This is a genomic window from Halomonas sp. BDJS001, assembly GCF_026104355.1.
Taxonomy (GTDB): domain Bacteria; phylum Pseudomonadota; class Gammaproteobacteria; order Pseudomonadales; family Halomonadaceae; genus Vreelandella.
Window position 1 is genome coordinate 3,677,207 of record NZ_CP110535.1, and the last position, 14,399, is coordinate 3,691,605.

General features: G+C 55.4%; 9 protein-coding genes and 1 pseudogene. 5 read left to right on the plus strand and 5 right to left on the minus strand.

The features are described from left to right. Positions 1-18: 18 nt before the first annotated feature. Both OM794_RS17165 and OM794_RS17170 read right to left on the minus strand, forming a co-directional pair. Positions 19-672, minus strand: a complete 654-nt coding sequence (locus OM794_RS17165) for a DNA polymerase III subunit epsilon (protein WP_226250730.1) — start codon at positions 670-672, stop codon at positions 19-21. Positions 673-677: 5 nt separating this feature from the next. After that, positions 678-2,522, minus strand: coding sequence for a DUF294 nucleotidyltransferase-like domain-containing protein (locus tag OM794_RS17170; protein ID WP_226250632.1), 1,845 nt, complete (start codon positions 2,520-2,522; stop codon positions 678-680). A gap of 682 nt (positions 2,523-3,204) precedes the next feature. Here OM794_RS17170 and OM794_RS17175 point away from each other — a divergent pair. The 4 genes from OM794_RS17175 (at position 3,205) to OM794_RS17190 (ending at position 9,977) form a co-directional block, all read left to right on the plus strand. After that, positions 3,205-3,465 carry a DUF4212 domain-containing protein gene (locus tag OM794_RS17175; RefSeq protein ID WP_007113808.1) on the plus strand — a complete coding sequence of 87 codons (261 nt, stop codon included), beginning with the start codon at positions 3,205-3,207 and terminating at the stop codon, positions 3,463-3,465. A 6-nt stretch (positions 3,466-3,471) separates the two neighbouring features. Further along, complete coding sequence (locus OM794_RS17180; protein WP_226250633.1) at positions 3,472-5,253, plus strand: sodium:solute symporter family protein; 1,782 nt, start codon at positions 3,472-3,474, stop codon at positions 5,251-5,253. A gap of 134 nt (positions 5,254-5,387) precedes the next feature. Continuing rightward, a complete protein-coding gene (locus OM794_RS17185; RefSeq protein ID WP_226250634.1) occupies positions 5,388-5,897 on the plus strand; it encodes a hypothetical protein in 510 nt (169 codons plus the stop codon). Positions 5,898-6,035: 138 nt separating this feature from the next. Then, positions 6,036-9,977 carry a NahK/ErcS family hybrid sensor histidine kinase/response regulator gene (locus OM794_RS17190; protein WP_226250635.1) on the plus strand — a complete coding sequence of 1,314 codons (3,942 nt, stop codon included), beginning with the start codon at positions 6,036-6,038 and terminating at the stop codon, positions 9,975-9,977. A gap of 31 nt (positions 9,978-10,008) precedes the next feature. Here the strand turns inward: OM794_RS17190 and OM794_RS17195 are convergent, their stop codons facing one another. The 3 genes from OM794_RS17195 to OM794_RS17205 form a co-directional block, all read right to left on the minus strand. Continuing rightward, positions 10,009-10,671, minus strand: a complete 663-nt coding sequence (locus OM794_RS17195) for a response regulator (protein ID WP_088699402.1) — start codon at positions 10,669-10,671, stop codon at positions 10,009-10,011. 274 nt (positions 10,672-10,945) lie between these two features. Next, the gene (gene acs, locus OM794_RS17200; RefSeq protein ID WP_226250636.1) at positions 10,946-12,895 is read right to left on the minus strand and encodes an acetate--CoA ligase; all 1,950 of its coding nucleotides are present in this window, start codon (positions 12,893-12,895) and stop codon (positions 10,946-10,948) included. A 195-nt stretch (positions 12,896-13,090) separates the two neighbouring features. Continuing rightward, complete coding sequence (locus OM794_RS17205; protein WP_226250637.1) at positions 13,091-13,639, minus strand: SprT-like domain-containing protein; 549 nt, start codon at positions 13,637-13,639, stop codon at positions 13,091-13,093. 63 nt (positions 13,640-13,702) lie between these two features. Between OM794_RS17205 and OM794_RS17210 the strand changes: the two are divergent. After that, a pseudogene (locus tag OM794_RS17210) lies at positions 13,703-14,361 on the plus strand (YecA family protein). The last annotated feature ends 38 nt before the right edge of the window (positions 14,362-14,399 follow it).

Sequence of the window (14,399 nt, forward strand, 5' to 3'; positions counted from 1 at the left end):
ACTACTCGTGGCTCCTCCCTAAGCAGCCTGTGCCATAACACGCTGCAGGCGCATATACAGCAGTGCGCTGGCGGTGGCCTCGCCCAGTACGCTCTGCACGCCCATGGCGGGCACCTGCCAGCATGCCAACGCCTGGGTGAAGCTGCTGGGCGCTTCTACCTGGGGATGCAGTCGCCGCAGTTGGCGCTGATGCAGTCTCGCCACATCGACTTGGGCATTGGGCAGAGCAAAATTTAGCCGCTTGGTAAGCAGTGTATTCAACGCCCCAATACGCTGCTCCAACTGCCAGCCCACTATGGGTCGATTGCCGATAAATTCCACTAACGCGCTCAAGTTAGCGCTGCTTGGCGGCTGCACCTCCCCGGCCTCGCACAGCAAATGATGACGGCGCAGCGTCGCGCTCTCGGGCTGTTTCGTATTGCCTAGCGTCATCACAAAAGCGCGGCTGGTTCGTACCTGCTGCTGGCTTAGCGCCACCGCAGCCAAGCTGATCACCGGCGATGACGACGTGGGCGCTGTCGTACAGGCGAGTGCTACCAGCTCCTCGCCCATATAAGGTTGAAACAGCCAGGCATAGGGAGAGTCTGCACAACGCCGACGATCACTTTCGCGGCGCAACAAGGTGCGCAATGAACCGCTAAATAGCGCTACGTGTCGATCTAACAGCCGCATTCCGCTCACGAATACTCCAAATGATAACGATGGGAAAGCCGCTGCTTAAAGTCTTTGACAATATGCATCGCTTCGCGCAGAAGGTCGCGCTCCAGGGAAGAGAGGTTTTGCACGACAACGCGATTAGCGCGACTGCCGTTTTGGGAGTTAGCTTCTTTTGTGTCCGAAGACGTTTCCAACGCGTTAAGCTGTTGTTTAAGACGCAGCTCAGAAAACAGCGCCAGGGCCTCCCCCAGATCCTCTGCAAAACGACGATCCAGGCGACCATCCGCCGCTAGCGCATCCAGGCGGTCAAAGGTTGAGGTAGCTTTAATCCGCCGTTCAAGCGCCATGGTGCGCACACCGTGAACAATCGGAAAGATGCCACCTTTCTTAATATCGATACCGTGCTGAGGCTTTTTCAGCGAGCCAAACAGCGTCAGCGGGGTCGAGAAACGCAGCGCCGTGCGGGCGAAATAGGAGAGCAGCAGCTCATCGCTCGAACAGCGTTCAAACAGCTCATCACGAACACTTTCAAGCAGGCTTGGGTTACCCGCCACTGCGTGGGCATCGAGCATAATCGCCAGCTTCATCAGGCTGTCGCCATCGCGCTCCCTGGCCCACTTGGCAATATTGCCCTTCCACTGCGATACCGTCGCCACCCACACAGGATTCGATACCATAATATTGCCCGGGCACGGCGGATAGCCCAGCTGAATCAGCGTATCCGTGAGCGTCTGCATATGGCTTGCCAGATCGGGCCACTGGGCTTCATCGGCCAGGATCAAGCCGTTATCCTGATCCGTTTTTAGAATCTGCTCACCACGCCCTTCGCTGCCCATCACCATCATGCAGCTCTGCTCGTGATAGCGCTTATCGATAGTGAACTCCCAGGCTTTGCTAATAATCCGGCCGTTTAGTGCCGCTAGCAGATCCATCGCAAAGCGCAGCTTAACGCCCTGGGCCATCAGCGCTTTGACCAGCTCCGGCGTACGCTGACTGGCTGCCGAAAGCGCCTCTAAACTGCTTGCTTGCTCTACCTGCAGGCTCACCACGTAGCTGCGACTTGAGAAGAAGCTAAGCACATCGGTGAGCTCGACCACGCCCTTCAAGGCGTTCTGCTCCATCACGACCACCCGCGCCACTTTATGGCGGGTCATCAGTACCAAGACTTCAAATAAGTACTGATCCGGCGTGGCGGTCACCAAGTTAAAGTGGGCGACTTCATCCACTGCTGACGTTACTGCGCTGCCTTTCAACACTACTGCGTTGAGCAGATCGGTTTTGGTTACCATACCCAGCCTATCCTGGGTCTCTACCAGCAGGCTGTCGGCGTGGCTCTCATTGAGCTGTTTTACCGCGCTGGCAATATCGGTTGCTGCCGCCATCAGCAGCGGCTCGCGCATACACTCACTCACCTTGGCCAGCATAAAGCCCGCCATGGTGACGCCCCCCTCGGCGCGCTTTTCGGTCAGCAGGCGAGCCTTATGGGTCAGCGACTGGCGAAAGAAGTTACTGAAATCGGGGTAGTGGCGGCACAGCTGCTGAAAAAGAGCCTTGGGCAGTAGATAACAGAGGCACTCCTGCTCAGCCTTAAACCGATAACGGCTTTTTCCATTGAGAATACTGATCGCGCCGAAGAGATCCCCCGCCGTATAGTGGCCAATACGTGAGGTGGATGAGGGTAGCGTAGGGTCGATTTCAGCCACTTCGCCTTTATGAATCAGAAAGACAAACTCCCCCGCTTGGCCAGTCTCTAGAATGATTTCGTCACGATCAAAATAGGCAAGGTCAATGCCACGGCGAATGTGATCACGCCCCTCATCGTCAAGAAGCGTAAACGGCAGCTGGGATAGATCCACATCGACCATGGGGTTTAACCTCGTTCAACTAAAGGCGAACTAAAGAGTATGTAAGTCGTATTAAAAATGGCTCTGCTTGATACTGATTCATAACGAAGGCGTCACTCCAGCGCTTCCAAATAGCTTATCGGTTATTATATGAAGGTGGCTGTACGGGTATAAAGGATTCACTTCCAAAGTAGCAAGTAGAACGTTGTTATACCTTTAGCTATCACGCTAAAGTCGAAGCGACTTTTGATACACGACCAAAGTATCGGCTTTTGCTAACCATGCTTCACGCGAAACTCAATACATCTATTTAAAGTAGCCAATAACGGCTTTAATTTGCTTACTAGACTATCGTCCCATAGCTCTGAAAACGCCTTCGAATTTCGCTTAAAAAGTGCTTAAAAAGCCATATTTTCAACAGCATGCAGTGCATTAACAACCATTTCGATGTTTATTGATACCAAAGTCTGGGATTTATTTTTTGACGTTTATTGCCCAGTATTAACAATGAGTCATGCAGGGTAATCGCACGTCACTAACTAACTCGACATTTCATATCGAATAATAAGGTGACGTGCCAACAGGAACTGACTCACCACTCCTAACGATTGAGTGGCTTTAGACGTGCGATTGCCCTGATGGGTCACACGCTATTCCTCGTGAACTTTCCCAACCTTAAAAATCACAAGTGGAGAGCAACACAATGGCAGACGACAAAACCAATGCTGCTGAATACTGGAAAGCAAACGTCCGCTTAATTTTCGGATGCCTGGCCGTTTGGGCATTTGTTTCTTACGGATGCGCTATCCTCTTTCGCCCGCTGCTCGCTGGTATCCCGGTTGGCGGCACTGACCTTGGCTTCTGGTTTGCACAACAGGGCTCAATCCTAACGTTTATCGTGCTGATCTTCTTCTACGCCTGGAAGATGAATAAGCTCGATCAAAAATTTGGCCTTGGGGAGTAAGCCGGTATGAGCCAGTTTGCAATTAACTTACTGTTCGTCGGCGCCTCCTTTGCCTTATATATAGGCATTGCGATCTGGGCGCGCGCCGGCTCAACGAAAGACTTCTATGTCGCGGGGGGTGGGGTACACCCTATCACCAACGGTATGGCTACCGCGGCGGACTGGATGTCAGCGGCGTCGTTTATTTCCATGGCGGGTTTGCTGGCCTCTGGTGGCTACGCCAACTCCACCTTCCTGATGGGTTGGACCGGTGGCTACGTTATCCTGGCGATGCTGTTAGCCCCTTACCTGCGTAAGTTTGGTAAGTTCACCGTGCCTGACTTCATCGGTGACCGCTTCTACAGCAACACCGCTCGCCTGGTTGCGATCGTGTGCTTGATTGTAGCGTCGGTTACCTACGTTATCGGTCAAATGACCGGTGCGGGCGTGGCGTTCTCACGCTTCCTTGAAGTCAGCAACACCTGGGGTATCTGGTTAGCCGCGCTGATCGTTTTCCTCTACGCCGTATTTGGTGGTATGAAAGGCATTACCTACACACAGGTAGCTCAGTACATCGTTCTAATCATCGCTTACACCATTCCTGCGGTGTTTATTGCCTTCCAATTAACCGGCAACCCGATCCCGATGTTCGGTATGTTCAGCACACATACTGAATCCGGCGTTCCGCTGCTGGCTAAATTGGATGACGTGGTGACCGCTCTTGGCTTCCAGGATTACACCGCCGATGTGGACAACAAGCTCAACATGGTGCTGTTCACCCTGTCGCTGATGGTCGGTACTGCCGGTCTACCCCACGTTATCATCCGCTTCTTCACGGTACCGAAAGTCGCTGATGCGCGTTGGTCTGCCGGTTGGGCGCTGGTGTTCATCGCCCTGCTTTACCTGACCGCGCCAGCCGTTGGTTCGATGGCTCGCTTAAACCTGGCAACCACCGTCTACCCCGAAATGGCGGGGCAGGTTGAGAACTACGAAGAGGCTGCGCGAAACCCGATTCTCTACGAAGAGCGCCCAGACTGGGTGCGTACATGGGAAGAAACGGGCCTGATCAGCTTCAATGATCTCAACAATGACGGCCGTATTCAGATGTATAATGATGCTGCCGACTACTCTGATCGTGGCTGGGAAGGCAACGAACTGACCGTTAATAACGATATCCTGGTACTCGCCAACCCGGAGATTGCCAATCTTCCCGGCTGGGTTATTGGTTTGATCGCAGCCGGTGGTATTGCGGCGGCACTCTCTACCGCAGCAGGCTTGCTGTTGGCAATTTCTTCCGCGGTCAGTCACGATTTGATCAAAACCATGATCAACCCCAAGATCACCGAAAAAGGCGAGATGCTGGCAGCACGAATCTCCATGGGTGGCGCGATACTACTGGCCACCTACCTGGGGCTTAATCCGCCTGGGTTTGCGGCACAAACGGTGGCGTTGGCCTTTGGTATCGCTGGCGCCTCGCTCTTCCCAGCGCTCATGATGGGTATCTTCTCCAAGCGAATGAACAACTCAGGTGCAATTGCCGGTATGCTGGCGGGCTTGATTTGCACGCTGCTGTACATCTTCACCTACCTGGGTTGGTTCTTCGTACCAGGCACTAACATGCTGGCCAACACGCCGGATAACTGGATCTTCGGTATTTCGCCGCTCTCCTTCGGTGCCGTAGGCGCGATGATCAACTTCGCCGTTGCCTTTGCGGTATCCCGAGTGACCGCTGCACCGCCGCAGGAAATTCAGGATCTGGTGGAGAGCGTTCGCTATCCGAAAGGTGCTGGTATGGCGATCGACCATTAAGTCATAATCCATCCGGGCGGCTTATCGCACTGTTGTGATGTCGCTTAGGAGTGACCTAACCATCGGGCTTCCTTAGGGAGGCCCGATGGCTTTTATAGATAGCTTTTATAAACGGCTTTTTAAAAGGATATTTTATGATATGGCATTTGATCGCCGCGGTTTTTGCCGGTCTTGCGGCGGCAGGGATTGGCTTAATACTTCGGTCACTGAGCGGTAAGCGGCTCCCCAAGTGGATCGTACCGGTGTGTGGTGGACTGGGCATGCTGGGTTATCAAATCCAGGTCGAGTACAGCTGGTTTGAGCATAAGCAGGCGCAGCTTCCTGAGACCGCTACGGTCATTTCCACCGAACGTAGCACGGCGATATGGCGTCCATGGACCTTTTTCATTCCCATGACCACCAAGTTCAGCATGATCGATAGTGACAGCATTCGCATGAGTGAGCAGGATGGCGCCCGCCTGGCAGAATTTATCCTTTATCAGTTTGAACGCCACCACACCGATATTTTGATCACCCAGCCCTACTTACTCAATTGTGATAACCGCGAGTTGGTACCGCTGGATGACGACACCCGTGAACCCATTCTGGAAGAGATTCGCACCCTGCGTGAAACGTCACCGCTACTCAACAACGTTTGCGCATAGCCTAATCAATAGATAAAAAAAGCCAGTGATATAAACAAGCCGAGGGAATGGTCGTATAGACCCCTCCACTTCGCCTAGAATAAAGCCTTTTTATTAGCGAACGTTTAGTGGGTCGCACACTCTGGCGGGGAGAAAGGCATGTTTCACGGCGGGCTACTGGTAGCGGTTTCGTTACTCTACATTGCCGTTCTATTCGGCATCGCTTGGTACGGAGATCGCCGCGCGCGTACCCATGGCGCCACCCGTCGGCGTCCGATCATCTATAGCCTGGCGCTGGCTATTTACTGTACCTCGTGGACGTTTTACGGCGCAGTTGGCCAAGCCGCCACCGCGGGCTGGTCATTTGCGAGCATCTTCGTCGGGCCGATTTTGACGTTTCTGCTCTTCTGGCCGGTGCTGGCCAAAATGATTCGCGTCGCCAAGCATCAAAACGTTACCTCCATTGCCGACTTTATTGCCTCCCGTTACGGCAAGACCCAGTCGCTGGCCGCCTTTGCCAGCCTGGTCGCACTTGTCGGCACCCTGCCCTACATTGCGCTACAGCTAAAAGCGGTATCCACTACTTTTAGCGTTCTTACCGATGCCACCGATGTGACCCATACGCCGCTGTTTGGCGATACGGCCTTCTATGTGGCCATTGTGATGGCGATTTTCGCGATTCTCTTTGGTACCCGCCACACCGATGCCACCGAACACCATGAAGGCTTAATCCACGCCGTCGCATTTGAATCGCTGGTCAAGCTGCTGGCCTTCGTAATACTCGGCGCCTTTGTCACCTGGGGCATGTTTGATGGCCTGGGTGAGCTGATGGGGCATGCCGAAAGCCAGCTCGAACTCCAGCGCCAGTTGGCCAACCAGGATTTTGGCCAGAGTTTCTGGGCACAAACACTGCTGGCGATGCTAGCGATTCTGTGCCTGCCCCGTCAGTTCCATGTGGCGGTAGTGGAGAATATTCACCCTGACGACGCCACGAAAGCCCGCTGGCTGTTCCCCCTCTACCTGCTGGCCATTGCCTTTTTTGTGGTGCCGCTTGCCGCCGCTGGTCTCCTGCTGTTTTCCGAAAGCGGCGTAGAGCCCGACACCTATGTGCTGGCACTATCCATGGCCTCAGGCCACCAGTGGTTAACCCTGCTTACCTTTATCGGTGGCTTCTCGGCGGCAACGGGCATGGTGATTGTTGCCGCCGTAGCGGTGTCGATCATGATCTCCAATGAAATTGTGATCCCGGCGCTATTCCGTCTGCGCTGGTTTGATACCAAAGCGCGGGATTATGGCCGTTTGGTGCTACGCGCACGGCGCTTAACCATCGTTGCCGTCCTGGCCATGGCCTACGGCTTCTATCAGTTGATTGCCGAATTCACCTCGCTGGCCTCGATTGGCATGCTCTCGTTCGCCGCCGCCGCCCAGTTTGCTCCGGCGCTGATTGGCGGGCTCTACTGGAAGCGCGGCAACCGGCTTGGGGTGATTGTCGGTATGAATGCGGGCTTCGCCATTTGGGCCTATAGCCTGCTGATGCCGGCGATGATCAACGCGGGCGTACTGCCCTCCGTTTGGCTTGACGGTGGCCCGCTGGGGCTTAACTGGCTATCACCCACGACGCTGTTCGGTCTCAACCTGGGCGACAGCTTTACTCACGGCGTAATGCTCTCCCTCGGGGTTAACCTCTTCTGCTACATTTTCGTTTCCCAGGTCACCTCGCAGCGGGTGGTGGAGCGCATTCAGGCCTCGCTGTTTGTCGATAGCGTGGAGACACGTCAAACCTCGGTTAACCGCCCCTGGACCGGGGCGACCACCGTTGGCGATTTAAAAGTCCTGTGTGAACGTTTTCTAGGGGCTGGTCAGGTAGACCGTGCCTTCGATGACTATGCCCGTCGGGTAGGTAAACCGCTGGATGACGGCACCCGTGCCTCAATCGATATCATCCAGTTCACCGAGCGCTTTCTGGCCTCAGTGCTGGGCGCTTCATCGGCACGTATCGTGGTTAACTCGGCGCTTCAAGGGCGCGGCATTGGCATCTCGGATGTCATTTCGATTGTCGATGAGGCCTCACAGGTGCTGGAGTTCAACCGGGCGCTGCTCCAGGCCACCATCGAAAATATTAATCAGGGTATCAGCGTGGTCGATCAGAACCTGCGCCTGGTGGTCTGGAACCAGCGCTATCTGGAACTCTTCCGCTTCCCTGACCATTTGATTCGCGTGGGTGCGCCCATTGATCGCATTTTCCGCTACAACGCCCACAACGGCGAGTATGGCCCCGGTGACCCGGAAGAGCACGTGCAGCTACTGCTCGACAATATCCGCGAAGGCCAACCCCACCGCTACGTGCGCTACCGCCAGGATGGCAGCGTGCTGGAGGTGCAGGGCAATCCCATGCCCGGCGGCGGTTTTGTGTATACCTATCAGGATATTACCCAGCAGAAGCGCATCGAAGAGGCGCTGATCCGCTCGGAAAACAATATCCGTATCTACACCGACAACGTGCCCGCGCTGATTGCTTACTTCGATAAAGAGTGCCGTTACCTATTTACCAACCGCGCCTACGAGCAGGCGTTCAATATTGACCGCAACGCGGTGATTGGTCGCCGCTTTGAGGACGTGCTGCCGATAAAACAGGCAGAGGAGCGTGCCCCCTGGGTGAACCGCGCGCTTAACGGTGAGCGAGTCAGCTTTGAAGTCTCGCTGCGAGTCAACGAGGCGATGCGCTATATGCTGGTCACTTACACGCCGCACTTTGGTGACAGCCAGGCGATTCTAGGCTTCTTTGCGCTCTATCAGGATATTACCGAGCGCCGCCAGGCAGAGATTGCCCTTAAAGAGACCAACGAAACCCTTGAGGAGCGTGTACGCGAACGCACCCAGGCACTCTCCGAAGCCAACGCGGCGCTGCGCCAGGAGAACCGGGTACGTGCCGAGGCGGAGCTTGCGCTGCGCCAGGCCAAGCAGTTGGCGGAAGATGCCAATGCCTCGAAGACGCGCTTTTTGGCCGCGGCCAGCCACGACTTGCTGCAACCGCTGAACGCGGCGCGGCTATTTACCTCTGCACTGATGCAGAACGTGACTACTACCGATACTCAGCGCATCGTTGGCCATATCGACAACTCGCTGCAGGCCGCCGAAGAGCTGCTAAGCACCCTGCTGGATATCTCCAAGCTGGACGCAGGCGCTTTAACGCCGCGGCGCAGTCACTTCGCCCTGGCCGATATTTTCCGCCCGCTACGCGCCGAGTTTGAAGTGATGGCGGACGAGCGCGGTCTGGATTTAGAGGTCGTGCCTACCCAGCTCTGGGTCGACTCAGATCCGCAAATGCTTCGCCGCATTGTGCAGAACTTCCTCTCCAACGCCATTCGCTATACCCAAGAGGGGCGCGTACTGCTGGGCTGTCGCCGCCAAAAAGGCTGGCTCTCCATTGAAGTATGGGACAGCGGCCCCGGCATTCCTGAGTCCAAGCTGACGGAGATTTTCCAGGAGTTCCGACGCTTGGATCAGGTTTCACGCCATAAAGAGAGTGAGAAAGGGCTGGGCCTGGGGCTCTCGATTGCTGACCGTATGAGCCGGGTGCTGGATCACCCCATTAAAGTACGCTCGACGGTAGGCAAAGGCGCGGTTTTCTCAGTTAGCGTGCCGATTGTGGCAGCCAGCGAGGCAAGCAGTGGCGAACTCGAGCCGCAGACGAGGCGCGGCAGCCATAAGCTGAGTGGCACACGGATTGTGTGTATCGACAATGAGACACTGATTCTGGAAGGTATGACCGCCATGCTGAGCGGCTGGGGCTGCGAGGTATTTACCGCCACCAGTATCGGCGGAGCCAAATCGATCCTGCGCAATATGGATGGCGACCCGGACGCGATTCTGGCCGACTACCATCTGGATAACGAAGTCACCGGGTTAATGGCGCTGGAAGCGCTCAGCGAGCGTTTTGAAGGGGCGGTGCCAGGGATCGTGATTACCGCTGACCGAACCGAGGCAGTGGCCGAAGAGATCAAACGGGCGGGCTATCAACTACTGCTGAAGCCGGTTAAACCCGCGGCGTTGAGGGCGTTACTGACGCGCACCCTGCAGGCCAATCGCGCGGCGCGTTAAGCGCCGCGGTTGTATAGCCGTTGGTACTGGCTTAGGAAACGACTTTCGGTGGCTCTACTTCAAGTTTTTGAGCCGCGATCACCGCTTGAGTACGCGAGTGCACGCCAAGCTTACGTAGAATCGCTGTTACGTGGGCTTTGATCGTGGCTTCAGAGACACTCAGTTCGTAAGCGATCTGTTTATTCAGCAGGCCTTCGGTGAGCATATTCAAGACGCGGAATTGCTGGGGGGTCAGCGAGGCAATCGCCTCAGCGAAGCGCGACTCCTCTTCGCTGGTCTCTTCCAGCACGTTGGCCAACGCCTCTGGCAACCACACTTCGCCCTCCAGGATCTCCCCTACGGCCTCAGCAATTAGTTGTAGCGACGATGATTTAGGGATAAAACCCGACGCGCCGTAGTCAATAGCACGACGCACCACGTAGGGCTCATCGCTGCCTGATACTACCGCCACGGGAATATCGGGCATTTGACCACGCAGTTGGATCAAACCGGAGAAGCCGTGGGCTCCCGGCATATGCAGATCGAGCAGAATCAAGTCGGCATCAGGATGGCGATTCACCACGTCAGTGGTGGCTTCCATGGTATCCGCTTCGACAATTTCCGCCTGGGGGGCCAACTGGCGTAACGCTTGGGTCAGCGCTGCACGAAACAGCGGGTGATCGTCAGCGACGATAAACTTATGAGCTACTGCCATGGATATTCCTCCGGTTCCTCGAGCAGCGGGGTTGTCTGCCGCCGCGACGCTAGGCTCTTACGGTTGTGAAGCATGGTACCCCATGGGCTTCATCATGCCCAAGCATCACATGCACAATTTATAATAGATCGTTCATCCGAGTGAAACACGTATCTATAAACGCGTATCTATAAATCCATATCTACAAACACAATCGTGCCGACCTACTCAGGTCGGCACGGTTTTACGAGATAAACAGGCCTGATTAGGCTAAACAGCCTATAGTAGTGCGCCCTTACTGATTGGCGCGGTGCTCAATCAGCTCATCGACCACCGAGGGATCCGCCAGAGTACTGGTGTCACCCAAGCCATCACACTCGTTGGCAGCAATCTTGCGCAGAATACGGCGCATGATTTTACCCGAGCGGGTTTTCGGCAAGCCTGGCGCCCACTGAATGACATCCGGCGACGCAATCGGGCCAATATCCTTGCGCACCCACTGGGTCAGCTCTTTTTTGAGCTCATCTGTCGGGTCGATACCGTCATTCAGGGTGACATAAATATAGATGCCTTGTCCCTTAATATCGTGTGGGAAGCCAACAACGGCTGCTTCTGCAACGGCACTGTGGGCAACCAGCGACGATTCAATCTCGGCGGTGCCCATGCGGTGACCGGAGACGTTCAGAACGTCATCCACACGGCCTGTGATCCAGTAGTAGCCATCCTCATCACGGCGACAGCCGTCACCGGTGAAGTACATGCCATCGTAGGTCGAGAAGTAGGTCTGGACAAAACGCTCGTGGTCACCCCAAATAGAGCGCGCCTGGCCCGGCCAGGCGTCGAGAATCACCAGATTACCTTCAGTGGCGCCTTCCAGCTGATTGCCTTCATTATCGACCAGTGCGGGCTTCACACCGAAGAACGGCACCGTCGCAGAGCCAGGCTTAAGCGGCGTGGCGCCCGGCAAAGGGGCAATCATGATGCCACCGGTTTCGGTTTGCCACCAGGTATCCACAATCGGGCATTTCTCGTTGCCGATAACGCGGTAGAACCACTCCCAGGCTTCCGGGTTAATAGGTTCGCCCACTGAGCCAAGCAAGCGCAGGCTATCGCGCTTGCTGGAGTCCATGACGTTTTCGCCATGAGCCATTAGGGCACGCACCGCAGTGGGCGCAGTGTAAAGAATATTAACGTTGTGCTTATCAACGATATCCCCCATCCGGCCATGGGTAGGATAGCTGGGCACGCCCTCAAACATTAGTGTGGTCGCACCATTGGCCAAGGGGCCATAGATGATATAGCTGTGCCCGGTGACCCAGCCAACATCCGCGGTGCACCAGTAAATTTCACCCTCTTGATAGTCAAACACGTACTGGTGGGTCATGGCAGCATAGGTCAGGTAGCCACCGGTGGTGTGCTTCAGGCCTTTAGGCGCACCGGTAGAACCGGAGGTGTAGAGAATAAACAGCGGGTCTTCGGCGCCCATGGCTTCCGGTTCACACTCGCTGGACTGCTTGTCGACCAGCTCATCAAACCAGACATCGCGGCCCTCTTTCCAGTCGATCTCACCGCCGGTGCGCTTCACCACCAAGACGTTTTTGCACACATCAGTGCCGTCACGGGTCAGGGCGGCATCCACGTTCTCCTTCAGCGGCACGTGCTTGCCACCGCGTACCGACTCATCGGCGGTAATCACCAGTTTGGAGTCGGCGCCGATAACACGCTGGGCAACGGCGTCCGGCGAGAAGCCACCAAAAACAACCGAGTGAACGGCCCCGATACGCGAGCAGGCCAGCATCGCCATGGCGGCTTCGGGAATCATTGGCATATACAGCGTGACGGTATCGCCTTTACCGATACCCAGCTCTTTCAGCGCATTGGCCAGCTGATTCGTGCGTGCATAGAGTTCACGATAGGTAATATGTTTGGAGTCGTCGGGATTGTCGCCTTCCCAAATGATCGCCGTCTGATCACCACGCTTCTCAAGATGGCGATCAAGGCAATTGGCACTGACATTCAGCAGGCCATCTTCAAACCAACGAATATCGACATTGTCACGCGCAAAGGAGGTATTTTTGATTTTAGTGGGCGCTTTAATCCAGTCCAGACGCTTGGCCTGCTCGGCCCAGAAGCCTTCCGGGTCGTCCATCGACTGCTGATACATGGCCTCATATTTGGCTTTATCGGCCCAGGCATTGGCGGCGAAATCGTCGCGCACCGGATAGACGTTCTGTTGATCGCTCATAAAATTGCCTCTGTCCGTGAAAATGCACTCTCTAAGAAACTGTAGTCGATACGACTATTTATGGGGCCTGATTGGCCATTATCGTAAGTATCGACTGCCATTAATGTTCCCCTAGCATAAACCTCCTCGCGCAGGCTTCCCTTTAGACATTGGTATTATCGTTTTTTATTTAAAAAACAAAGATTTATAAACAAATCACGAGACAACTTCAGGCCTGTAGACCAAGGTCTTAGCGCAGTTTCGACAGCGGTAGCGGCGCCCATTTACCACTAAAGCATGACGCCTCGGGGTAAATTGATGAAAGCGGCAATCGCACTGGTAACGATAAGGTGCGGACTGCGCCTGCTTAATGTCAAACCGATGGGTCACGCTGGGCACTAAACCAAAAAGATCACGCATTACCGTTTTCCACTCGTGCCCGTGGGGTTTCAGACGCGGGCCATTATCCAAATGGAACACCAGCCAGTGAGCCATTTCATGGGGAATCACCTCATCAAAAAAAGCCGTGCGGTTTTCATTCAGTAGTACCGGATTAAAACGTAAACCGCCGTGACCAAGGTGCGCTTGCCCGGCAGAGGCGCCGCGCAGGTTAAACCACACGTTGGGAGCTGGCAGCGCAGGACACACTTCACAGCAGCGCTGCCACGCCTGCTCAACGCGAACCCGCGCGGCCTGGTGCAGCGCCGTTTCCGACATGGCTGCCAATTCAGCGGCGGGCCAGGGGGGCAGTGGTAATGTCTTCATTAGTGATAAACTAGCCGTTAAAGATAACCATTGATGAATGTTTGTATTAACGAGGCTTTACTCATGGCAGAGCGCAGCGATACGCCTGAAACGAACACGCCCCCGCAACCACTGCTCGAGGATGAGCAGTTGGATAGATTGGACGACTTCCTCGATTCCGATCAAGTGGATGAAGACGCCCTGGATCTGATCTCTGCCCATGGTTTTTAGTGGCCCTTGCGGTAGCCCCCAGCGAAGTGCCCACGACCCAGTGGCTGGCGGAGCTATTCCAGGGTGAGCCGCGCTACGCCGACGATGCCGAGCGCGATGAGATTACCACCCTGCTCACGCTACTGCGCGACAATGCGGTGGCGGTACTCGAGCAAGGCGGCTTACCGGAACTCCCCTTTGAACTCACTCTGGGCGGTGAACCTGCCGAAGAGACGCCGATTGGCGATTGGTGTGCGGGCTTTATGGAGGGCGTCTTCAGCGACGAGAGCGCCTGGTTCCAGGACGATGAAGAGGCCGCCGCCACTCTACTGCTGCCGTTTATGCTGCTCTCCGGACTGTTCGACGATGAGCCGGACATGGCCGAGCTGGCCAAGGATCAAGCGCGCCAGGAGTCACTGGTGGTACAGTTGCCGGAACTGGTGTTGGATCTTTACCTGCACTACCGCGTGCCCCAGGAAACGCCCAAACCCAAACCGCGCAAAAAAACGCCTGCAAAAGGCAAAAAGCGCTAGGTGCTTCGATAGAGACGTAGGTAAGCACGTAGGCATAC